Consider the following 20,711-nt stretch of genomic DNA (forward strand, 5'->3'; position numbering starts at 1 on the left):
ATGCCCGTACGCGTCCGCCGCCTCCCTCACACGGCAGGCGGCGCGCAGCTCTCACACGGCCAGCGGCGCCGCCCCGATCAACTCCGCGATACGGTCCGCGGCCACCGCGCGGGAGTACAGCCAGCCCTGCCCGGTGTCGCAGCCGATGCGCCGCAGCCGGGTCGCCTGACCCGAGGTCTCCACGCACTCGGCGGTGACCGTCAGGCCCAGCCGGTGCGCCAACTGCACCAGCGCCTCCACGATCAGCTCGTCCGCCGGATTGGCGTGCGCCTCGTCCTGGAAGCCGCGGACGAACGATCCGTCGAGCTTCAGCACCGACACCGGGAGCCGGCTCAGATACGCCAGGTTCGAGTACCCGGTGCCGAAGTCGTCGATGGCAATCCGTACACCCATGTCGCTCAGCGCCTGCAGCGCCTGGAGCGGGCGGCCCGCCGAGCCCATCACCGCGGACTCGGTCAGCTCCAGCTGGAGCAGATGCGGCGCGAGACCGGTCTCCGTCAGGATCCCCGCCACGTCCGCCACCAGGTCGGAGTCCCAGACCTGCCGCACGGCCACGTTGACGCTCACGAACAGCGGCCGCTCGCGCGGATGGTCCTTCTGCCACTGCCGGGCCTGCGTGCACGCCGTGCGCAGCACCCACCGCCCCAGCTCGACGATCGAGCCGTCCTCCTCGGCGATCCCGACGAACCGATTCGGCGCGAGCGTGCCGAACTGCGGATGGTTCCAGCGCACCAGCGCCTCCACCCCGTGCACCGCGCCGTCCGCGAGCCCGACGAGCGGCTGGTACTCCAGCGCGAACTCCCCGCGCTCCACCGCCGGCCGGAGGGTGGAGGAGAGGGCCTGACGGGTCATCCGGTGTGCGTTGCGCTCGGGGTCGAAAAGGGTCCAGCGCGCCTTGCCGTCGGCCTTCGCCCAGTACAGCGTGGTGTCGGCGGCCTGCATCAGCCCGGTCGCGGTCGTTCCGCGGGCGCCGCGCTCCACCACCCCGATCGACGCCGAGACGGAGAGCCGCTGCCCGGCCAGGTCGAAGGGCCGCTGGAGCGCGCAGAGGACGGACTGCGCCAGATCCGCGAGCTGTTCCGTGCCCGCGGAGTCCTCGACGAGGATGGCGAACTCGTCGCCGCCGAGCCGCGCGACCAGATGTCCGCCGCTCCTCGTGTATCCGTCGTTGTCCGCACACTCCGTCAGCCGGGCGGCCACGGCGGCGAGAAGCCGGTCGCCGACCCGGTGCCCGAGCGTGTCGTTCACGGCCTTGAAGCCGTCGAGATCGAGGTAGCAGAGACCGATCCGCCCTGTTCCGCCATCCCCGTACGACTTGTGTGACCGATGTGACTCGTAGGACTCGTACGACGGGTGTGACGGGTGGGCGCGGAACTCCGAGGACTCCTCGTCCAGGCAGGCCGCCGCCTCCAGAGCCGCCGAGAGCCGCTCGAAGAACAGCGTGCGGTTGGGGAGCCGGGTGACCGGGTCGTGCATCTGGAGGTGGCGCAGTCGCGCCTGCAGTTCGCGCCGGTCGCTGATGTCGGCGACGGAGAGCAGGACCCGCGGGCTGTCGGGCACGGGGGCGACGGTGACCTCGGCCCAGAGCGAGCGCCCGTCGGGGTGCTTGAGCCGGCGCGTGCAGCGGAAGCGGGAGCGGCGGCCGCGCAGCACCTCGCGGTACGCGTGCCAGGTGCGGCCGTCCGAGGCGAGGTCGACGAGGTCGGCGGCGGCCTGCTCGCGCAGCGCGCCGGCCTCCGTGCCGAAGAGGGTGCCGAGGGCGTCGTTCGCGGAGACGACCAGCCCGTCCTCGTCGACGACGGCCATCGCGAGCTGCGCGGCGCGGAAGGCGGCGCGGTGGTCGCTGAGCTCTGCCAGTGCCGTGGCCTCCGCGTCAGACGGGAGCTTGTCGTGACGCTCCGTGATCGGAGGCGCGGGCTCCCGTGCGGGCGAGAGCTGGGTGTGCACCGGTCCTTCGGGGGTTCCGCTCACCGCTCGCTCCCGTAATGCAGTCGGGCCGTAAGAGACGTGGTCGGGGTGGGTCGGCCAAGGAAAGTGTGCCGATCATAGAGGCTGGCCCCGGGGCCGTTCCAGCTTCATCGGCGCCCTCCGGCCCCGCGGAGGCCCCGAGCCTCCGCCGGAGACCATCCGGCCGATCGTTTCTGCGCGGGTCTGACGCGGGACGTAGGGGGCCTGACCGATTGTGACGTTCCGTGAGCCGTTGAGGGCGCGTGTCGTGTCGACGCCATGGCGCGCGCTCACCCGACTGGGGCAGCGGAAAAGTGCGAAACACCACAAACCGTCACAAGGTGGGTGGGGTGTCCCGCATTCGGAAGCCGGAGGTCCACGTGAGGGGTCAGCAGCCACCCGGGGGAGTGGAACGCGCGCGGCTTCGTGCCTCCGCCGCGGCCTTCACCTCGCTCGTGGCACTCGCCGCGACCGGGCTCGTCGCGGGCCCGGCGGTGGGCGCCCCCTCGGCCGGACCGTGCGCCCTGCCCCGTACCGCCGCGCACCACTCCCTCGGCCTGGACACCTGGAACGGCGCCTACCCCCAGCCCGTCCGCTCCCTCGACGCGGTCATGGTCTTCCTGTCGTTCCCCGACTCCACCCCGCTGACCGCGCCCGCGGAGCTGGCCGCGGACCACTTCCCCGGCACCAGCGACTTCTTCAAGCGGGCCTCCTACGGCCGGTTCGCGCTCCATGCCGACGCGCAGCCGGAGTGGACCGTCATGCCGAAGGACTCGACGGACTACGCCATACGGCGTGACTGGGACGCGGCGAAGCGGACGGCGTATCTGCGCGACGCCGTCGCGGCGGCCGACAGCAAGGTCGACTTCTCGCGGTACGACATCGTCTATCTGGTCGCCGACCCCGACGCGCCGGGCGTGGACTCCGACGCCACCAAGGTCGTCAACCTGGAGCATCCGGTCACGGCCGACGGCAAGGACATCAAGCGGGTCGTCACCGTCTTCGAACGGCACCCTCCGGACCGCAACGTGCTGGCCCACGAGACCGGGCACGTCTTCGACCTGCCGGACCTCTACCACCGGCCGATGGACGGCAAGGGCGACTGGGACACCCATGTGGGGGACTGGGACGTCATGGGCAGCCAGTTCGGCCTCGCCCCCGAGCCCTTCGGCTGGCACAAGTGGAAGCTGGGCTGGCTGGAGCCGAGCCAGGTCGTGTGCGTGCAGGGGCCGGGCTCCCGCCTCTTCAGCCTGGAACCGCTGGCGGCGGCGCCGGTGGCCGGCGGCACGCTCGGCAACCGGCTCGCGGTCGTACGGACGGGGCCCGGCACGGCGCTCGCCATCGAGGCGCGCGGCGCCTCGGGCAACGACAAGGACACCTGCAAGGAGGGTGTGCTGATCTACCGCGTGCGGAACGAGGCGGCGTCCGGCGAGGGGCCGATCGAGGTCGTGGACGCCCATCCGCGGACCGAGGCCTGCTGGGACCGCTCGGTGTACCCGCCCCTGGCGGACGCGCCGCTGGCGGTGGGCGAGACGCTCACGGTGCCGGACGACGGCACACGGGTGGAGGTCGCGGACCGGACGCCGGCGGGTGCGTACACGGTGAAGGTGACGGTGCCGCCGCCGTCCCTGTAGCCCCTGGTGCTCGGACGGACCGGACAGGCCGGACGGGCCCGGACAGCAAGAAAGCCCCTCGCTCTCGCGAGGGGCTTTCTCCGTCTGTGCGCCGCCAGGGACTCGAACCCCGGACCCGCTGATTAAGAGTCAGCTGCTCTAACCAACTGAGCTAGCGGCGCCTGCTGACGTCGTAGACCTTAGCATCCTGATCGGCGGGAGGAAAAATCGATATCCGCACGTCGGCGGCGGACACGGCGCGGGCCGCCCGGACACAGGCCCAGAGCATGACCTCGGGGCCCGGCAGCCAGGGATTCCGGGTGTCGGGGGCGACCAGCCAGCGGGGGCCGGAGGCGCTCGGCGGCGTCAGCGGGGGGATCGTCACGGCGTCCCCGGTGCCGTGGCAGAGCGGCGGCGGAACGGTGTCGCCCCACTCCTCCCAGTGCAGCAGGGCCGGTAGCCGCTGGGCGGTCCCGGGCGCGGCGAAGAGGAGCATCCTGCCGCGGTGGACGGCGACGGGCCCGGAGCCGGGGCCCTCGTCCCAGAGCCGGTCGAGCATCCGGCGCCCGAAGATCGGCTCCACGTTCACGACGTCGAAGACGGCCCCGCAGGGCAGGACGGCGGGGGCGGCGGGGCGGGACTCCCAGAGCGCGAGCGTGGAGCGCGGGTACGCGGTGGCGGAGGCGAGCCAGTCGGCTCCGGCGGCGGTGACGTGCGCGGAGTGATGACGCCGGTCGTCCGCGTCCCGGAGGAACCGGAAGATGTCGCCCCGGTCGGTCCGCCGCTCGTCGGCGTCGTTCTGGGCGGGGCTCAGGGGAGTCTCGTCTCGCAGCCATGCGCTCATGACGTCAGGTGTACCGGCGGTGACGGAGCGGTTTCCGCGTGTTGCCGGAAACCCGGACAAGAGCGGTGCGAGGGGGGTATCTTTCGCCCCGGCATATGCCACCCGCCGATGGCGGGGGCGCATGGCGCGAACGGGGGCGCGGGATGTGCGCTGAGATACCGGGCGCGCTCCCATGCCCGGGCGTGCAAGGTCCGCCGATGCGCCGCCCGGGTCGGTCGGGCGGTCGCCGGGGAGTTCCGGTCCCCGCCTGCGGGGTGATCGCCGGCTCGGTCGCCCGCCCGGCGTCCGGCTAGGGCGTGTTGCGAAAGTCCCGCCTGCCCCGCGACGCCTGGCACGCACGCTCGCTGCGTTGTCGGGATCGTCCGAGTACACCCGGTACGAGGACGACCCTCCGCCTTGCGATCGCACGCACCAGACGCCGCGGGGCCCGCCCTTCGGGCGGACGGCGCTACTTTCGCAACACGCCCTAGTCGTCCGTCGGGGTGGTGGCCGTGCGGAGGAGGTCGTGCCCGAAGTCGATCATGCGGCGCGCGTAGTCCTCGGTCCACTCCGCCCGTTCGGCGACGTCCGCCGCCGTCAGGCGGTCGAAGCGGCGCGGGTCGGCGAGCTGGGCCGCCGCCATCGCCTGGTACTCGATGGCCCGGTCCGTCGCCGCGCGGAACGCGAGCGTCAGCTCCGTCGCACGCGCCAGGAGCTCACGCGGGTCCTCGATCGACTCCAGGTCGAAGAAGTGCTCCGGGTCCGCGGTCGCCTCGGCGGGCTCGAAGATCAGCGGTGCGGGCCGGAGCCGCCGTTGCTCGTTCCGCTCCGCGGATTCCGCCATCGTCCTTCTCCTCCTCGCACACACGCGGCCCGGACACCCGGGCCTTCTTCCATTGTCCCGCTTCGCGCAAGAGGGCGGGAGGCGGTCAGTCGCCGAGGCCGCGGAGATACACCGTGAGACCGCCGAAGAACTCGCGTTCGGCGTCGATGCCGGGGGCATGACGGGCCGCCTCCGTCATGTACGGGAAGCGGTCACGCGGAAGTTCGGCGATCGCGGTCGTCCCGGCGCCGGCCAGGGACCCGAGGTGCTCGAGCTGGATCGCCCCGACAACGTACGAGATCAGGCCGCGCAGTGCGACGACGCGCCGCTCGCCGTCGATGCCGGCCTCCGCCAGCAGGCCGAGCACCGACTCCGACCAGCGCAGCAGCCCGGGCAGCCGGTGCCGGTGGGTGACCGTCAGCGGTACGGCGGCCGGGTGCGCGCCGACGCTGTCGCGCAGGCGCCGCACCATGACCTCGATCCGCGCCCGCCACGGCGTGTCGGTGGGGGGCGGGGCCGGGTCGACAGAGCTCAGGACGCGCTCGACGACGAGCCCTTCGAGCTCGTCGCGGTCGGCCACGTACCGGTAGAGCCCCATCGTGCTCATGCCGAGTTCCTTGGCGACCGTGCGCATGGACAGGCCCGCGAGGCCGTCGCGGTCGATGACGGCGAGCGCGGCGGCGGCGAGCTGTTCCGGGGTGAGAGAGCGAGGGCGGGGCACGGGTTGACAGCGTACGGCATACGCCTACGCTGTTAGGAGTACGCCGTACGCCTACGTGGAGGTCGTCCATGCTCATGCCCGGCGCGCCCGTTCCCGCCCGCACCCTCGACCCGGTCCTCGGCCCCCCGGTCGCCGTGCCGGACCCCGACTGCTTCGTCCACCTGCAGTTCCGCCGGTTCGCGGGCTGCCCGATCTGCCACCTCCACCTGCGGTCGTTCGTGCGCAGGCACGAGGAGATCGAGCAGGCGGGCATCCGGGAGGTCGTGATCTTCCACTCGCCCCCCGAGGAGCTCCACCCGCACCTCGACGGGCTGCCGTTCGCGGTCGTCGCCGACCCCGACAAGCGGCTCTACGCGGAGTTCGGCGTCGAGTCCTCGCCCCGGTCGCTGCTCTCCCCACGGGCGTGGGGGCCCATCGCTCGGGCCGTGCTCCTCGGCACCTGGGAGATGCTGCGCGGCCGGGAACGCCCGCCGGTACGCAACCCGCGCGGCGGCCGGCTCGGACTGCCCGCGGACTTCCTGATCGCCCCGGACGGCCGTATCGCCGCCCTGAAGTACGGCGAGCACGCCGACGACCAGTGGCCGGTCGACACCCTTCTCGCCCACGCAACCGCAACCCCCCGCGCGACCCCCACTCCCAACTGACCCCTCAGGGCCGCCAGGTCACGCGGTGTCGGGCCCGGCCTCGTCAGGGCCGCCAGGTCACGCGGTGTTCGGCCAGGTGGGAGAGGACCGCGTGGTTCGCCTCCCACCCGTCAGGGAATTTGACCGTCACGCCCAGCTGTACCGGTTCCGTCGACGGGTGGTCGTCCAGGAGGTCGGCGACGCCCGCGCGGCAGACCACGATGCAGGCGTGGCGGTGGCGGGAGGCCAGGACGCACAGGCGGCCCGTCTCCAGGTGGAAGGCCGTGGCGTCCGGGCGGCCCGACAGGGGGTGGAGGACGACCGTCACGTCGTACTCCCGGCCCTGGAGGCGGTTCGCCGTGTCCACCGTCACGCCCGTGACGCCCAGCTCCGCCAGTGCCGCGCGGACCGCCGCCGCCTGGTCGCGGTGGGCCGTGCCGACCGCGACCCGGTCCGGGGTCAGCGGGACCGGCTCCGGCCCCCGCTCGCTGACCGCGGCACCGCCGCGGTCCAGGAGCCGGCGCACCACCAGGGCCACCGCCCCGACCGCCTCCGGGTCGGTGCGCGGTGTGTGCCGGGCGGGCAGTTCGAGCAGGCCCCAGCCCGACTCGGCGGCCTCGTCCAGGACCCGGTCCGGGCCCGAGCCGTCGGACGGCACCCCGAACGTCAGCCGCCGGTCGCCGTGGTCCGTACCGCTGCGGAACCGGGTGTACGGATAGAACGCGTCGGACACCAGCGGCGCCGCCGACGCCGGAAGCCGCCAGGACACCGGCAGCCGGTGCTGCGGAAGCTCCGGGTTGTGCGCCAGCAACGTCGAGACCGCGCTCGCCGACGGGTCGTACGACAGGCCCGCCCACTGCTCCGCGCCGACCACCGAGAACGGGTCCAACTGCCCCGGGTCGCCCACGAACAGCGCCCGTTCGAAGAGCCCCGCCACGCCGAGCAGCGCGTCCGAGCGCATCTGGTACGCCTCGTCCACGATCGCGTGCGCCCACGGCTCCACGTTCTTCACGTGCGCCCACTTCGCGGACGTAGAGATCGTCACCGGAAGCCCCGCGAGCTCCCCCGCCTTCGGTGACTTCCATACGTTCTCCAGCCCGTCGAGCGCCTTGTCGTACGGATCGCTGTCGTTGGAGTGCAGCCGCCCCACCGGCAGGTCGGGACGCTTCTCCGCGAGCCGCAGCACCAGGTCGTCCACCTGCGCGTTCGTCTGCGCGACGACCATCAACGGCCTTCCTGCCTCGGCCAGTTCGAGCGCGGCCCGGACCACGAGCGTCGACTTGCCCGCGCCCGGCGGGGAGTCCACGACGACGCCCCGGGCGTTCCCGTGCAGGGTGTCGGCCAGGATCGCGGCCGTGGCCCGCGCCGCCTCCGCCGACGGGTCGAAGACTTCGGTGCTCACAGCAGGTCCTCCGGCGTGACGGCGTCGGGCAGTTCGGCGGCGTCGGAGCGCGGAGGGCCACCGTGCGTCCAGGGCGTCTCCTCCGGGTCGGGGAGCTTCGCGCCGACCCGCTGGTCGTGCTCGAAGAGCGTCCAGGCGATCCGCTCGCCCTTCTCCGGCACCGACCCCTCCGCGGGTTCCTTGGAGCGGCCCATCCGGTCGGTGATCCGCAGCACGAGCGAGCCGTCCTCCTCCTGCCGTACGAACTCCGCGGTCTGCGGCTTGCCTTCGAGCGAGCGGTACACCTTCACGCCCGTGCCCAGGTGCGGACGGTCGTCCGTGCGGACCGTGAGCAGCGGGCGGGGTGACGGGCGCTTCGACTCCGACCAGGTCATCGTCACCTCCGCCACCTCCGCGACGAACGCCTCGCCCGAGAGCCGCCGCCCCGCCAGCACCAGCGGATCGTCGAGGGCCTCCTGCGCCTCCAGCTGCCCCTGCGCGGACTCGCGCGCGGCCAGCTTCTGCGCCGCCGTGACGGCGTCGTCGCGGCGGGGCTGGGGCGGTTCACCGGCCGTGACCCGGTCCCGATGTCCGGTGAACGACCAGCGGTCGCGGGTCCATCTGTCCGCCACCCGGGCTCCTGCGGGCAGCTCCCGCAGGAGGTCGACGGCGCGCCAGACCGCGTCCCACGTCGGCTTCAGCTGGGAGACGACGAGCCGGCGGATCTCGCGCTCGGCGCGGTGCAGTTCACCGAGCCGCTCGTCGGCGCTCTCGCCGTCCTCCGCGGAGGCCAGCGCCTGCCGGGCCTGGTCGAAGCGCTCGACGGCGGGTGCGAGCAGCCGGTTGTCGAAGGCCGGGTCGGTCGCGGGACCGGCGGGCGGGCAGAGCAGCTGCCCGTCGCGGTCCCGGCCGAGTTCGGCGCGGAGCGCGCCCTCGGCGCCCGACTCGTCGTCGTACGGGTCGATCCAGGCCAGGAGCGCGCCGAGGTGCTGGTCCTCCAGGGAGGACTGGCCCGTCGCCCAGTGCCGGTTGAGCAGGTCCGTCGCCGACAGCAGCAGGGAGGATCCGGGTACGCGGGCCCGCTCGCCGAAGTGGGTGAGCCAGCGGCCGAGCAGCGGCACGCGCGGGGGCGCGGGGAACGGCGTCTCCGGGTCCTGTTCCGCCGTGCGCCGGAAGCGCATGGACCGTCCCAGGAGGCGTACGTACTCGACGCCGGCCCGGCTCGGCACGATCAGCTGCGGCGCGTCCGCGCACAGATCGACCTGGACCTTGACCTTCTTCCCGGTCTCCGGATCGGTCTCGTTGCGCTCGGCCGCCTCCACGGCGTCGGTGAACGAGTCGATGTACGGCAGGACTTCCTCGGCCAGGTCGGCGAGGAACGCGAACCGCAGGTCCCGGTCGCGAGGCTGGGCGACCACCAGGAGCCGGGGCTCCTCGCGGTCGGTCCCGACCAGCGCGCCGAGCGGGGCGCCCGCCTCGCCCGCCGTGGTCAGCGGTACGAGGACGAGCGGGCGGTCGGCGACATGCCGGTGCCGGACCGTGGCCAGGGGCTGCGCCCGCCCGGACTCGACGGCCTCCAGCCGGGCGAGGGTGGAGATCAGCGACATGTGGAGCCTCCTCGTCCGGTGCCGGGCGCCGGCTTCGTGCTCAGCAGGGGCATGCGACGACCGCCCCGGCAGTCCGCGCGGGCGCGCCCGCCAGCGCCTCGGCGCGCAGGGCCTGGGCCCGGCGGAGCGCCTCGACGGTCGGATCCTCCGCGTCGCCCTCCTCGCCGCGGGCCGCCGCCAGGACCGCGCCGATCGTGGTCAGACCGCCCAACTCGCCCCGTACCGAACGCCCCAGCGTCTCCACCACGGCCGCGGCCCTGGCCCGCTCCCGGCAGTGGAAGGCCAGTTCGCAGGCGGAGAGACACTCCGGCGCGTACGCGTGCGGAACGGACTCCACCGCCGCCGTGAGCTCCTCCGCCGAACAGGTCTCCACGTCGAACGTGATGCCCTCGGGCAGCGCGTCCGCGATGTCCTCGATCCGGGTGAGCCGGTTGAGCTGCCGGCGGGTCACCGACAGCTGCTTGCGGACGTCTACGACCGAGGCGGTCGGCAGGTTGGAGAAGTCCTTCGGGCAGACGAGGAGCACACTGTGCGCCACCTGCGCGCCCTCGGTCAGCGCCGCGACCCGCTCCAGTGCCAGGACGTACACCGCCGCCTGGCGGGCCGCCGCGCCCACCTTGGAGGCGTCGGCCGAACCGTCGATCATCGGGAAGGACTTGATCTCCACGACCGTCCACCGGCCGTCGGGGTGCACCACCACGGCGTCCGGCTCCAGGTAGGCGGGGGAGCCCGCCACCTCCAGGGCCAGCATCGGGTGGTCGAGCAGCGCCCAGCCGCCGGCGGCGGTCGCCTCGCGCAGCGCGAGCGCGGTGCGGGCCGCCCGCCCCTCGGGACCGGCTGCCGTCAGGTCGGGGACCAGGGCCGCGTCGGGTTCGTCGATGCCGAGCAGACGCAGCAGCTCGCGGCCGCCGTCCGCCTTGACCTTCGCCTCGAAGGCGTTGCCCCGCATGAACGCGAACTGCGACTGCCCGAAGGCGGCGGGCGAGCCGAGCTTCGCCGCGAGCGCGGTCTTGTCCACCCCGGCCCCGTCGAGCAGCGCGCGCCGCCGGCAGCCGGGGTTGGCGGCCAGCGCGGCCAGCGCCCGCGCGTCCAGCGGGTGCGGCACCACGGCGGGGCCGCGCAACTCGGCGAGTCTCTCCCACACTCTCGGCTTCACCGGAGCGGGAGAGGCCCCGTGCCGTCGTGTCGTCTGCGGAGGGAGGGGAGCTCCGCCGTCCAGGGATGCGCTCACCCGCGGAAGTCTCCCATCCGCCACTGACATCCGGTCGCTGTTCCGGCCCGACGATGCTTCCGGGGCGCTTCCGTACCGCTCCCGAACCGCACCACGGGCCGGTGTCCGGCCGTCCGCGTCGCCCGCGCGACGCCGTGAATTCATGTGCGGGATGATGGGGGTGCACCTGATACGTGAACCCCTGGAGAGCCTTCATGGCACCGCGCATCCTGCTCGCCCGGCACGGCCAGACCGAGTGGTCGCTGAGCGGCCGGCACACCGGCAGGACCGACATCCCGCTGCTCGACGAGGGCCGGCGCGGCGCCAAGCTGCTGGGGGAGCGGCTGCACCGGGGGCCGTGGGGCGGGCTGCCGGAGGTGGAGGTCCGCACGAGTCCGCTGGTACGGGCACGTGAGACCTGCGACCTCGCCGGCTTCGGCGAGCGGGCTCGGGAGTGGGACGCGTTGATGGAGTGGGACTACGGGGCGTACGAAGGGCTGACCCCGCCCGAGATCCAGGCGGTCCAGCCCGGGTGGCTGCTGTGGCGCGACGGTGTGCCGGAGGGCGAGAGCCTGGCCCAGGTCGCGGCGCGGGTGGACGAGGTCGTGGAGTGGGCGCGGTCGGAGGACCGGGACGTGCTGGTCTTCGCACACGGCCACATCCTGCGTTCGCTCGCGGCGCGCTGGCTGGGCGAGGAGGTCTCCTTCGGCGCCCGCATCGGCCTCGACCCGACGAGCCTGTCGGTCCTCGGCTGGATGTACGGCAAGCCCGCCCTGGCCCGCTGGAACGACACCGGGCACCTGGAGTAGGAACGCCTCGGAGCCCTGGCCGCCGAAGCCCTGCCGCCGACGGCCCTGCCGCCGAAGGTCCGGACGCCGAGGGTTCGGACGCCCCAGGGGCCTCGGCCACCGAAGGCCCGGCCGCGCAATCCGGCGCCGGATCCGGCCGTCCTCGGGTCCGGCCGTCCTCGGGTCCGGCCGTCCTCGGGATCCGGCCGTCCTCGGGTCCGGCCGTTCTCGGGTCCGGCCGTTCTCGGGTCCGGCCGTTCTCGGGTCCGGCCGTTCTCGGGTCCGGCCGTCCTCGGGGTCCGGGCCGCGCTCGCCCGTTCAGCGTGTGGTCGCGAGGACCCGGCTCGTGTCCGTGAGGATGCGGCGAACGCGGGAGGACTGGACGTCGCCGAGCGAGTCCACCACCCGGCGCGCCTCCGCCGCCGCCTCGTCCGGACGGCCCGCGTGCGCCAGGTCGCTCGCGAGCTGGGCGCGGTAGAGGGCGAGGTTGCGGGCGAAGTGGGGGTTCTGGAGGACGGTCGCGCGATGGGCGTGACGGGCCGCGCGGCTCCAGTCGCCCAGCGCCGACCAGCAGTGCGCCTCCAGCGCCTCCAGCTCCGGCTCCCCGAAGAACGACATCCACTCCGGGTCGCCCTCGCTCTGACCACGGGCGAAGTGGGTGTGCGCGCGGCCGAGGGCCTGCTCGCACGCGGACCGGTCGCCGATTCCCGCCCAGGCCCCCGCCTCCCGGAGGGAGAGCAGGGAGAGCAGCCGGTCGGAGGAGAGCGGCTGGGCCGCCCGCAGACCGGCCTGGGCGGCGCGGACCGCCTCCCGGTACCGTCCCGCGTCCCTGGCCAGGAACGAGGTGTTGCAGAAGGCGTGCGCCTCCAGGGCGGGATCGCCCGCCACGCGCGCGGTGGCCAGGGCCTCCGCGTAGTGCGAGCGGGCGTCGTCGAAGCGGCCGGAGTCGTGGGCCAGCCAGCCGACGGAGATCGCGAGCTCGCCGGCGCCGGCGTGCAGCCTGTCCTCGGTGGAGCGCCGGGCCGTCGTGCCCGCGTCCAGCAGGGCGTACGCCGCCCGGAGCGGCTGGGCGGCCGCCTTGTAGAGGCCGTCGGCGCCGTGCCGGTCGTCGAGCAGCCGGATCTGCCGTACGGCGTCCTCGACAGCGCGGACCTCGGCCTCGCCGATCCTGTGGGCCCCGCGGGGGGCGGGGATCGCGACGGCGGTGCCGCCGAGTCCCAGCGAGGCGGCCGCCACCGTGACGGTGCCGCTCGTCATGAATGCGCGACGCAGCACGTCGCTCTCCTCATCGTTCCGGGTCGTGATGGCGGGTGGGGGCGCTCCGGCCGCGACGGCCGGCCGTCGGCCGCGTACCGCCTCCCGCGCCGAGAAGCCCAGGTCCGCCAGGGAGAGACCGGGGAACATGTGCAGGAACACCCGCTCGTACGCGTAGTTGGGGCAGCGGATCTCGCCCGCCTCCACGCGCCCGATGTAGCGGGCGTCGCACGCGACCCGCTCGCCGATCTCCCGCGCCGCCCGCCGGACCGCCGCGGCGAACTCCGCCGGCGAGTGCTGTCCGCGGAGTCGGCGGAAGGCGAGATTGGGAACTGCCCCTGACACCGCCATGGCCGAGCCCTCTCCTGTGCTGCCGGTGTTCCGGCCGGGCATGAACGTACCTGCTGTGTCCGGGCGCACACGCTGGGTTTTGCCATAAATCGGATATCTCGCTCGCAATCTGCCATGAACTGCCATCCTTTGCGGCGGCGTGCCGCCGTAGCCGTTGACGCGCATGAGCGTTGAACCATGCGGAGAGACGGAACGTGTCTTCTCGGAGCAAGGAGGGGTCCCCTTGTTGGAGATCGGATCGCAGTCGACCGCGCGGCACGCACCCACCCCGGACGCCAGTGCCCCGCACGCCGAGCCCTGTGACCTGGTGACCGTGCCGGCGCGTCAGGGCCTGGAAGCCGTGGACATCCTCCGCAGGGGCGGGGCCCCGGTCGTCGGTCCCGTGCTGCACGACGGCGCCTGCGACACCCTCGGCTTCCTGGTGCCGCCCGGCACGGCGGCGGGCTGGGACATGCCGGGCAGCGCCTGTACGCAGACCTCCGGCCGCGGTCTGCGGATCCCCGAACTGCCGGAGCTTCCCGGGCCCGCCGGTGACGCGCCCCGCCCGGCCGGCTGGCTCCTGCCGCCCGGCGACAGTGTCGAGGTCACCGACCCGATGGTGCTGCGCGAGGCCCTCGGCCAGGCGGCCCGGCTGATCGAGGCGGCCGACGGCTGCCACTAGTGCCCGTCTCTCCGATCATGCCGGGCTCGCGACGCCTGGCACGCGACGCCGCTCACTGATCAGGCCTGATCCGAAAGACAGGCCCTGGGGCCCGTCTCTCCGATCATGGTTCCGATCGGCCCGGGGGCTCGTCGGGCGGGGGAGTCCGGCGGGCGCCGATAATGGGCACGTGGCAAGGAACAGACAGCGTGAGAAGGCGGCAGCCGCCGTCGCCGTCGTCGAGACCGTCGACGGCGGGCTCGCGGAGCTGATACCCGACCGGGAGCGGCCCCGCGGCTGGACGCTGCTGATAGACGGCGCCCCGCAGTCGCACGTCGATCTCGACGACCCCGGCCACCTCTCCTTCGAGTACCAGCGACGCCTCGGCCACATCGCCGACCTCGCCGCCCCGCCGAACCGGCCGCTCCAGGCCGTCCATCTCGGCGGCGGAGCCTTCACGCTCGCCCGCTACATCGCCGCCACCCGGCCCCGCTCCACCCAGCAGATCGTGGAGCTCGACGGGCCGCTGGTCCAGCTCGTCCGCCGAGAGCTGCCCCTCGACACGACCGCCCGCATACGGGTCCGCTCCACGGACGCGCGCGCCGGCCTCTCCAAGGTGCAGGACGCCTGGGCGGACCTGATCATCGCCGATGTCTTCAGCGGGGCGCGCACGCCCGCGCATCTGACCAGCACCGAGTTCCTCACCGAGGTCCGCCGGGTCCTGAGGCCGGGCGGCTTCTACGCGGCGAACCTCGCCGACGGGCCGCCGCTGACCCATCTGCGCGGCCAGGTCGCGACCGCCGCCACCGTCTTCCCCGAACTCGCGCTGACCGCCGACCCGACCGTGCTGCGCGGGCGCCGTTTCGGCAACGCCGTGCTCCTCGCCTCCGACCGCGAGCTGCCCGTCGCCGAACTGACCCGCCGGGTGGCGACCGACCCGCACCCGGGCCGGGTCGAACACGGCCGTCCGCTCACCGACTTCACCGGGGGAGCGACCCCGGTCACCGACGCGAGTGCCAAGCCCTCGCCCGTACCGCCCGCGTCCGTCTTCCGCTGACGAGCTGACGCGCCGACGAGCTGACGCGCCGGCCGTCAGCGGTCCTCGATCTCCACCCGGGGCGCGGTGTCGTGCCACACGCAGAAGACCGACAGCTCGCGGCCCTCCCTGGTGAAGGTGACCCGGATCCAGGTGGGCTGCTTCCACACCTGCATCTGCCACCCCGAGGCCGGTGTGGCCGAGACCAGCTCCGCCGAGGTCTCGCCGAGGTCGAAGGCGACCAGACCGCCGTCCACGGCATAGCTCTTCACGCTCCCTGCGCCCTGCGGAGCCTGCGAGGACGGCTTCGGCGCGGTGGGTCTGCGCGAGGGTGTCGCGGAGGCGGACGACGGCGACGGGGTCGAGCCGGAGGCGGCGGGCGGCGTGGGCGAGGAGGGGGTCGGCCGCCGGGTGGAGGAGGCCGACGGGTCACCGGCCTTGTCGGCCGGCCCGTCGCTGCCGGACCCGGCCGGGATGGGCAGTGCGCGGGGCGGGTCGTAGACCGTGCCGGCCATCACCGTGTGCACACCCCACCACGAGAGCGTGACCGCCGCGCCCGTGGCGAGCGACCACGCCATGGCGTGAACAAGTCCTCTACGCATCCGGGCCATACTGCACCACGGTCGCCGCGGGCGTCCCGCTGGGTGGACCTTCCCTCGGCCTCACCCGGATGGCGTACGGTGCGGCCCATGGCAAGTGTGCTCGTGGTCGAGGACGACCAGTTCGTGCGCTCCGCCCTCATCCGGCATCTGACCGAGGCCTCCCACACCGTACGGAGCGTCGGCACGGCCCTGGAGGCGTTGCGCGAGGTCGCCCATTTCCGTTTCGACGTGGTCATCCTCGACCTCGGACTGCCCGATCTGGACGGCTCCGAGGCGCTGAAGATGCTGCGCGGCATCACCGACGTACCGGTGATCATCGCGACGGCGCGGGACGACGAGGCGGAGATCGTCCGGCTCCTCAACGACGGCGCGGACGACTATCTGACCAAGCCCTTCTCCGTGGAGCACCTTTCGGCGCGGATGGCCGCCGTCCTGCGGCGCTCACGGGCCGCCGCCGGGGAGGCCCCGCCGTCGCGGGTGATCCAGGTCGGCGGTCTGTCCATCGATCCGCTGCGCCGTCACGCCGAGCTCGACGGGGCCCGGCTCGACCTGACCCGCAGGGAGTTCGACCTGCTGGCGTTCCTCGCCGGCCGGCCGGGTGTGGTCGTCCCGCGCAAGGAGCTGCTCGCCGAGGTGTGGCAGCAGTCCTACGGGGACGACCAGACCATCGACGTACATTTGTCATGGCTGCGGCGGAAGTTGGGCGAAACGGCCGCCCGTCCCCGCTACCTCCACACCCTGCGCGGGGTGGGCGTGAAGCTGGAACCGCCGCGGGAGAGCCGGCCGTGAGATGGGCACTCGTCAAGGTGTCGCTGGCCGTCACCGCCATGGTCGTCGTCGCCTTCGCCGTACCGCTCGGCCTCGTCGTCAAGGAGATGGCGCGCGACCGGGCCTTCTCCAACGCCGAGCGCCGCGCCGCCGCGCTCGCACCCGTCCTCGCCATCACCACCGACCGGGACGAGCTCGACCGGGCCGTCGCGAGCACCGAGGACGGGGCCGCCGGACGGATGGCCGTCCACGTCCCGGCCGCCGCATCGGCCGACGAGCCGGGCGCCGAGGCCCTGGAGATCGGCACCCGCCGGGCCGACGAGAAGGAGCTGCGGACCACCCGGGAACTGGGCCGGGCGACGATCGCCGAGGTGGAGGGCGGCTCCGTGCTGCTCCAGCCCACGGCGCTCTCCTCCGGGCAGGTCGCCGTCGTCGAACTCTTCGTCCCCGAGGGCGAGGTCACCAACGGCGTCGCCACGGCCTGGCTGGTCCTGGCCGGCGTCGGCGTCGCGCTGATCGTCGGCTCGGTCGCGGTCGCCGACCGGCTCGGTGTACGGATGGTGCAGCCCGCGCAGCGTCTCGCGGGCGCGGCCCACGACCTGGGTGAGGGCAAGCTCGGGGCGCGGGTCCCCGAGGAGGGCCCGCCGGAGCTGAAGTCGGCCGCGATCGCCTTCAACTCCATGGCCGACCAGGTCGTCCAGCTCCTCGCCAACGAGCGCGAACTGGCCGCCGACCTCTCGCACCGTCTGCGGACCCCGCTGACCGTGCTCCGGCTCAACGCCGCCTCGCTCGGCTCGGGACCGGTGGCCGAGCAGACCCGGACCGCCGTCGAGCAGCTGGAGCGCGAGGTCGACACGATCATCCGTACGGCCCGGGAGGCCAAACCCCAGACGCAGGGCCCCGGCCCGGGCGCCGGCTGCGACGCCTCCGAGGTCGTCCGGGAACGGATGGACTTCTGGTCCGCGCTCGCCGAGGACGAGGGCCGCAAGGTGCGGGTCGCGGGCATCGAGCGACCGGTACGCATCCCGGTCGCCCGGCCCGAACTCGTCGCCGCGCTCGACGCGCTGCTCGGCAACGTCTTCCGCCACACCCCGGAGGGGACGGCGTTCTCCGTCGACGTCCACAACGGCGACGACGCCGTCATCGTGCTGGTCTCCGACGCGGGGCCCGGCATCGCCGACCCGGCCGCGGCGCTCACCCGTGGCAACAGCGGCCACCGTGACGGCTCGACGGGTCTCGGCCTGGACATCGTGCGGCGGATGGCCGAGGCCACGGGCGGCGACGTCCGCATCGGACACTCGGTGCTCGGCGGTACGGAGGTCCGCATCTGGATCGGCCTCGACGGGCGCCGCTTCGGCGACGCGGCGGGTCGCGGCGGCCGTCGGGGGCGCCGGAAGAAGCCGGCCACGGCGAGGGCCCGCTGAGGCCCGCGTAGGACTGTGCCCCGAGCGCCCGCGTAGGACTGTGCCCCGAGCGCCCGCGTACGGGCTGTGCCCCGAGCGCCCGCGTACGGGCTGTGCCCCGAGCGCCCGTCGGGAGTGCGCCAGGGTCCGCCGAGTGCCCGCCGAGGTGTCGAACCTTTCGTCGTTCCGATGCCTCCCTTAAGCGGACCCTAAGAATCCTCAACCCTGACCCCCTCGTGGCCATTTGTCCGTTTCCCGCTCGCTAGCGTGCTGCCGCACCCCACCCCCGCACACAAGAGGCAGGCACGCGATGGGCACCAGTTCGCACCGGCGCAGGACGAGCGGCAGGACCAAGGCCGTCGGCGCGGTCGTCGCGGCAGCGGTGATCGGCGGCGCGGCGTTCGCGCTCACCGGCACCGCCCAGGCCGCGGCCGTCGGCGCCGCGTACACCAGGACCAGCTCCTGGACCGGCGGCTACACCGGGCAGTACGTCGTGACCAACGAGACCTCCAGCGTCCAGCCGGGGGGCTGGACGCTGGAGTTCGACCTGCCCGCCGGGACGACCATCGGGTCCCTGTGGAACGGCGAGCACACCGTCTCCGGCAGGCACGTCACCGTGAAGCCCGCGAGCTGGAACAAGGAGCTGGCCCCCGGCCAGTCCGTCACCGTCGGCTTCGTGACCTCGGCGGCCGGTGCGGCCGGCGACCCGACGAACTGCCTCATCAACAAGGCCAGCTGCTCCGTCGGCGGCGCCACCCCGACGCCCAGCGGCCGGCCCACCGGGCAGCCGACCGCCACCGTCGCCCCCACCGCGTCGGCCACCCCCACGGCCACCGCGACGGCCACCCCGAGCCGGCCCGCCACGACGGCGCCCACGCCCACCCCGACGGCGACCGCCACCGGCACCCCGGGCGCCGCCGCGAAGTACGCGCCGTACGTCGACACCTCGCTCTACCCGGCGTACGACCTGCTCGCCACCGCCGACGCCACCGGTGTGAAGGAGTTCAACCTCGCCTTCATCACCTCCGGCGGATCCTGCGCACCGCTGTGGGGCGGCGTCACCGATCTGGCCGACGACAAGGTCGCCTCCCAGATCGGCGCCCTGCGGGCCGAGGGCGGCGACGTGCGGGTCTCCTTCGGCGGCGCGGCCGGTCACGAACTGGCCCTGAACTGCGCGAACTCCGCCGACCTGGCCGCCGCCTACGGCAAGGTGGTCGACCGGTACAAGCTCAGCAAGGTCGACTTCGACATCGAGGGCGCCGCCCTGCCCGACACCGCCGCCAACACCCGGCGCTCGCAGGCCATCGCCCAGCTCCAGAAGTCCCACCCCGGCCTGAACGTCTCCTTCACCCTGCCGGTCATGCCCGAGGGCCTGACGCAGCCGGGGGTGGACCTGCTCGCCGACGCCAAGAGGAACGGTGTCCGCGTCGACGCCGTCAACATCATGGCGATGGACTACGGACCGGCCTACAGCGGCGACATGGGCCAGTACGCTATTCAGGCCGCGACCGCGACCCAGGCGCAGATCAAGGGCGTCCTCGGACTGGGCGACAGCGCCGCCTGGAAGGCCGTCGCCGTCACCCCGATGATCGGGGTCAACGACGTCACCACCGAGATCTTCAGGGTCGACGACGCGACCCAGCTGGTGGACTTCGCCAAGTCCAAGGGCATCGGCTGGCTGTCGATGTGGTCCTCGACCCGCGACAAGCAGTGCGCGGGCGGCGCGGTGAACCACGCGGACGCCACCTGCTCCTCGATCCTCCAGCAGCCGCTGGCCTTCACCAGGGCGTTCGCCGCCTACAAGTAGCCACTGCGCCCCCCACACCGCGCGCCCCGGCCGGTTCCACCCCACCACCGGCCGGGGCGCGCCTCTTCGTGGGCCGCTACGACGAAAGAGGCCCCGGTTCGCAAGAACCGGGGCCTCTCTCTTCAGGGTGAGTAACGGGACTCGAACCCGCGACATCCTGGACCACAACCAGGTGCTCTACCAGCTGAGCTATACCCACCACGACCGGCGGTTTTCCCGAAGGTTTTCCCGACCGGCCGAGAAGAAGTCTACAGGGTCCGAGAGGGTGCTCGCGCCCGTATTCGACCCGGCGGCGCCGTGGCGGCGTCAGAGGGGTGTCAGGGGCGCGAGCAGGGGCTGCTCGTACCTGGCAGGGCTGGGGACGGGCGGCTCCGGGCCGGTGCGAAGTGGTCCGGAACACACCCGGGAGCACACCCCGGAACCGCCCCGGACAGCCCTGGACAGCCCCGGAACCGCCCCGGACCGCTCCGGACAGCGCCGTACGGCGACGCCGTGCCGCTCCGGACTACTCCGGACGTACGACGTGGCGGGCCGCGATCTGCTTCGCCGTGTCCGAGTCCGGTCCGGGCTGCGGGACGAAGACCGCCTCGCGGTAGTAGCGCAGCTCGGCGATGGACTCGCGGATGTCGGCGAGCGCGCGGTGGTTGCCGCTCTTCTCCGGACTGTTGAAGTACGCCCTCGGGTACCAGCGGCGGGCCAGCTCCTTGACCGAGGAGACATCGACGATCCGGTAGTGCAGATGGTTCTCCAGCGCCGGCATGTCCCGTGAGAGGAAGCCGCGGTCGGTGGAGACCGAGTTCCCGCACAGCGGGGCCTTGCCGGGCTCCTTGACGTGCTCGCGTACGTAGGCGAGTACCTGGGCCTCGGCGTCGGCGAGGGTCGTGCCGTCGGCCAGCTCGTCGAGCAGGCCGGAGGACGTGTGCATCTGGCGCACGATCTCGGGCATGGTCTCCAGCGCCGCCTCCGGCGGGCGGATCACGATGTCCACGCCGTCGCCGAGCACGTTAAGTTCCGAGTCGGTGACCAGTGCGGCCACCTCGATGAGTGCGTCGTCCGTCAGCGAGAGCCCGGTCATCTCGCAGTCGATCCACACCATGCGATCGTTCATGCGTCCTACCTTAGGGGGTGGCTCCCGGTTCGGACCGGGAGCGGCCGTACGGCTCGGGGCGGGGCGGGACGGGGCGGGACGCCGACGGGGGCCCCGGGGGGGGGTGCCCCGGCGCCCCGCGGGTTTTTATGTGGGCGGGGTGTGGGGGGCCGCGGCTGGGCCCCCCCCAGGGGGGGCGGCCCCGCCCCCCGCCGGGCCCCCCCCCC

Annotated in this window: 18 protein-coding genes and 2 tRNA genes; 8 read left to right on the forward strand and 12 right to left on the reverse strand. The window is 73.5% G+C overall.

What is annotated here, in order from left to right; all coding sequences use genetic code 11:
• Positions 1-51: 51 nt before the first annotated feature.
• Complete coding sequence (locus tag ACZ3IJ_RS30010) at positions 52-1,971, reverse strand: putative bifunctional diguanylate cyclase/phosphodiesterase (protein WP_467473172.1); 1,920 nt, start codon at positions 1,969-1,971, stop codon at positions 52-54.
• 326 nt (positions 1,972-2,297) lie between these two features.
• Here ACZ3IJ_RS30010 and ACZ3IJ_RS30015 point away from each other — a divergent pair, with 326 nt between their 5' ends.
• Complete coding sequence (locus ACZ3IJ_RS30015) at positions 2,298-3,581, forward strand: M6 family metalloprotease domain-containing protein (protein ID WP_467473174.1); 1,284 nt, start codon at positions 2,298-2,300, stop codon at positions 3,579-3,581.
• An 87-nt stretch (positions 3,582-3,668) separates the two neighbouring features.
• Here ACZ3IJ_RS30015 and ACZ3IJ_RS30020 read toward each other — a convergent pair.
• The 4 genes from ACZ3IJ_RS30020 to ACZ3IJ_RS30035 all read right to left on the reverse strand — a co-directional run bounded on the left by ACZ3IJ_RS30020 (position 3,669) and on the right by ACZ3IJ_RS30035 (position 5,927).
• A tRNA-Lys gene (locus ACZ3IJ_RS30020) sits at positions 3,669-3,742 on the reverse strand.
• A complete protein-coding gene (locus ACZ3IJ_RS30025; protein WP_467473176.1) occupies positions 3,733-4,404 on the reverse strand; it encodes a bifunctional DNA primase/polymerase in 672 nt (223 codons plus the stop codon). Before ACZ3IJ_RS30025 ends, ACZ3IJ_RS30020 begins: the two co-directional genes overlap by 10 nt.
• Positions 4,405-4,870: 466 nt before the next feature.
• A complete protein-coding gene (locus ACZ3IJ_RS30030) occupies positions 4,871-5,227 on the reverse strand; it encodes a hypothetical protein (RefSeq protein ID WP_391797178.1) in 357 nt (118 codons plus the stop codon).
• Positions 5,228-5,312: 85 nt separating this feature from the next.
• Positions 5,313-5,927: a TetR/AcrR family transcriptional regulator gene (locus ACZ3IJ_RS30035; protein WP_467473178.1), complete on the reverse strand. Its 615-nt coding sequence runs from the start codon at positions 5,925-5,927 to the stop codon at positions 5,313-5,315.
• A gap of 68 nt (positions 5,928-5,995) precedes the next feature.
• On the opposite strand from ACZ3IJ_RS30035, the gene ACZ3IJ_RS30040 reads away from it, so the two are divergent.
• Positions 5,996-6,571: a peroxiredoxin-like family protein gene (locus ACZ3IJ_RS30040; protein WP_467473180.1), complete on the forward strand. Its 576-nt coding sequence runs from the start codon at positions 5,996-5,998 to the stop codon at positions 6,569-6,571.
• A gap of 43 nt (positions 6,572-6,614) precedes the next feature.
• On the opposite strand, the gene ACZ3IJ_RS30045 is transcribed toward ACZ3IJ_RS30040, so the two are convergent.
• Genes ACZ3IJ_RS30045 through ACZ3IJ_RS30055 form a run of 3 tightly spaced genes read right to left on the reverse strand, consistent with a single transcriptional unit; the run spans position 6,615 to position 10,769 of the window.
• A complete protein-coding gene (locus ACZ3IJ_RS30045) occupies positions 6,615-7,952 on the reverse strand; it encodes an AAA domain-containing protein (protein WP_467473183.1) in 1,338 nt (445 codons plus the stop codon).
• The gene (locus ACZ3IJ_RS30050; protein WP_467473186.1) at positions 7,949-9,538 is read right to left on the reverse strand and encodes a hypothetical protein; all 1,590 of its coding nucleotides are present in this window, start codon (positions 9,536-9,538) and stop codon (positions 7,949-7,951) included. Before ACZ3IJ_RS30050 ends, ACZ3IJ_RS30045 begins: the two co-directional genes overlap by 4 nt.
• Positions 9,539-9,578: 40 nt before the next feature.
• On the reverse strand, positions 9,579-10,769 hold the full coding sequence (locus ACZ3IJ_RS30055; RefSeq protein ID WP_467473188.1) for a hypothetical protein: 1,191 nt from the start codon (positions 10,767-10,769) through the stop codon (positions 9,579-9,581).
• A 194-nt stretch (positions 10,770-10,963) separates the two neighbouring features.
• Between ACZ3IJ_RS30055 and ACZ3IJ_RS30060 the strand changes: the two genes are divergently transcribed.
• Positions 10,964-11,557 carry a histidine phosphatase family protein gene (locus ACZ3IJ_RS30060; protein ID WP_467473191.1) on the forward strand — a complete coding sequence of 198 codons (594 nt, stop codon included), beginning with the start codon at positions 10,964-10,966 and terminating at the stop codon, positions 11,555-11,557.
• Positions 11,558-11,854: 297 nt separating this feature from the next.
• Here the strand turns inward: ACZ3IJ_RS30060 and ACZ3IJ_RS30065 are convergent, their stop codons facing one another.
• Entirely contained in the window at positions 11,855-13,141 is a 1,287-nt protein-coding gene (locus ACZ3IJ_RS30065; RefSeq protein WP_467473193.1) for a tetratricopeptide repeat protein, read from the reverse strand.
• 223 nt (positions 13,142-13,364) lie between these two features.
• Here ACZ3IJ_RS30065 and ACZ3IJ_RS30070 point away from each other — a divergent pair, with 223 nt between their 5' ends.
• Both ACZ3IJ_RS30070 and ACZ3IJ_RS30075 read left to right on the forward strand, forming a co-directional pair.
• Complete coding sequence (locus tag ACZ3IJ_RS30070; RefSeq protein ID WP_467473195.1) at positions 13,365-13,802, forward strand: hypothetical protein; 438 nt, start codon at positions 13,365-13,367, stop codon at positions 13,800-13,802.
• 169 nt (positions 13,803-13,971) lie between these two features.
• Entirely contained in the window at positions 13,972-14,838 is an 867-nt protein-coding gene (locus tag ACZ3IJ_RS30075) for a spermidine synthase (protein WP_467473197.1), read from the forward strand.
• Between the two features lie 35 nt (positions 14,839-14,873).
• Here the strand turns inward: ACZ3IJ_RS30075 and ACZ3IJ_RS30080 are convergent, their stop codons facing one another.
• Positions 14,874-15,428 carry a hypothetical protein gene (locus tag ACZ3IJ_RS30080; RefSeq protein ID WP_467473198.1) on the reverse strand — a complete coding sequence of 185 codons (555 nt, stop codon included), beginning with the start codon at positions 15,426-15,428 and terminating at the stop codon, positions 14,874-14,876.
• A gap of 78 nt (positions 15,429-15,506) precedes the next feature.
• Here ACZ3IJ_RS30080 and ACZ3IJ_RS30085 point away from each other — a divergent pair, with 78 nt between their 5' ends.
• The 3 genes from ACZ3IJ_RS30085 (at position 15,507) to ACZ3IJ_RS30095 (ending at position 19,397) form a co-directional block, all read left to right on the forward strand.
• Complete coding sequence (locus ACZ3IJ_RS30085; protein WP_467473200.1) at positions 15,507-16,208, forward strand: response regulator transcription factor; 702 nt, start codon at positions 15,507-15,509, stop codon at positions 16,206-16,208.
• The gene (locus tag ACZ3IJ_RS30090; RefSeq protein ID WP_467473203.1) at positions 16,205-17,611 is read left to right on the forward strand and encodes a HAMP domain-containing sensor histidine kinase; all 1,407 of its coding nucleotides are present in this window, start codon (positions 16,205-16,207) and stop codon (positions 17,609-17,611) included. The genes ACZ3IJ_RS30085 and ACZ3IJ_RS30090 overlap by 4 nt, the downstream gene beginning before the upstream one ends.
• 289 nt (positions 17,612-17,900) lie before the next feature.
• Positions 17,901-19,397, forward strand: coding sequence for a glycoside hydrolase family 18 protein (locus ACZ3IJ_RS30095; RefSeq protein ID WP_467473207.1), 1,497 nt, complete (start codon positions 17,901-17,903; stop codon positions 19,395-19,397).
• Positions 19,398-19,523: 126 nt separating this feature from the next.
• Here ACZ3IJ_RS30095 and ACZ3IJ_RS30100 read toward each other — a convergent pair.
• Positions 19,524-19,596 (reverse strand) — tRNA-His (locus ACZ3IJ_RS30100).
• Between the two features lie 306 nt (positions 19,597-19,902).
• On the reverse strand, positions 19,903-20,505 hold the full coding sequence (gene orn, locus ACZ3IJ_RS30105; RefSeq protein WP_467473210.1) for an oligoribonuclease: 603 nt from the start codon (positions 20,503-20,505) through the stop codon (positions 19,903-19,905).
• Positions 20,506-20,711 lie beyond the last annotated feature (206 nt).

It is taken from the genome of Streptomyces sp. NPDC013317 (assembly GCF_055563155.1).

Coding starts and splice junctions, on each gene's coding strand:
- orn (WP_467473210.1), bottom strand. CDS start 20,505: ATGAACGATCGCATGGTGTGGATCGACTGCGAGATGACCGGGCTCTCG.
- ACZ3IJ_RS30040 (WP_467473180.1), top strand. CDS start 5,996: ATGCTCATGCCCGGCGCGCCCGTTCCCGCCCGCACCCTCGACCCGGTC.
- ACZ3IJ_RS30085 (WP_467473200.1), top strand. CDS start 15,507: ATGGCAAGTGTGCTCGTGGTCGAGGACGACCAGTTCGTGCGCTCCGCC.
- ACZ3IJ_RS30060 (WP_467473191.1), top strand. CDS start 10,964: ATGGCACCGCGCATCCTGCTCGCCCGGCACGGCCAGACCGAGTGGTCG.
- ACZ3IJ_RS30030 (WP_391797178.1), bottom strand. CDS start 5,227: ATGGCGGAATCCGCGGAGCGGAACGAGCAACGGCGGCTCCGGCCCGCA.
- ACZ3IJ_RS30065 (WP_467473193.1), bottom strand. CDS start 13,141: ATGGCGGTGTCAGGGGCAGTTCCCAATCTCGCCTTCCGCCGACTCCGC.
- ACZ3IJ_RS30095 (WP_467473207.1), top strand. CDS start 17,901: ATGGGCACCAGTTCGCACCGGCGCAGGACGAGCGGCAGGACCAAGGCC.
- ACZ3IJ_RS30080 (WP_467473198.1), bottom strand. CDS start 15,428: ATGGCCCGGATGCGTAGAGGACTTGTTCACGCCATGGCGTGGTCGCTC.
- ACZ3IJ_RS30025 (WP_467473176.1), bottom strand. CDS start 4,404: ATGAGCGCATGGCTGCGAGACGAGACTCCCCTGAGCCCCGCCCAGAAC.
- ACZ3IJ_RS30050 (WP_467473186.1), bottom strand. CDS start 9,538: ATGTCGCTGATCTCCACCCTCGCCCGGCTGGAGGCCGTCGAGTCCGGG.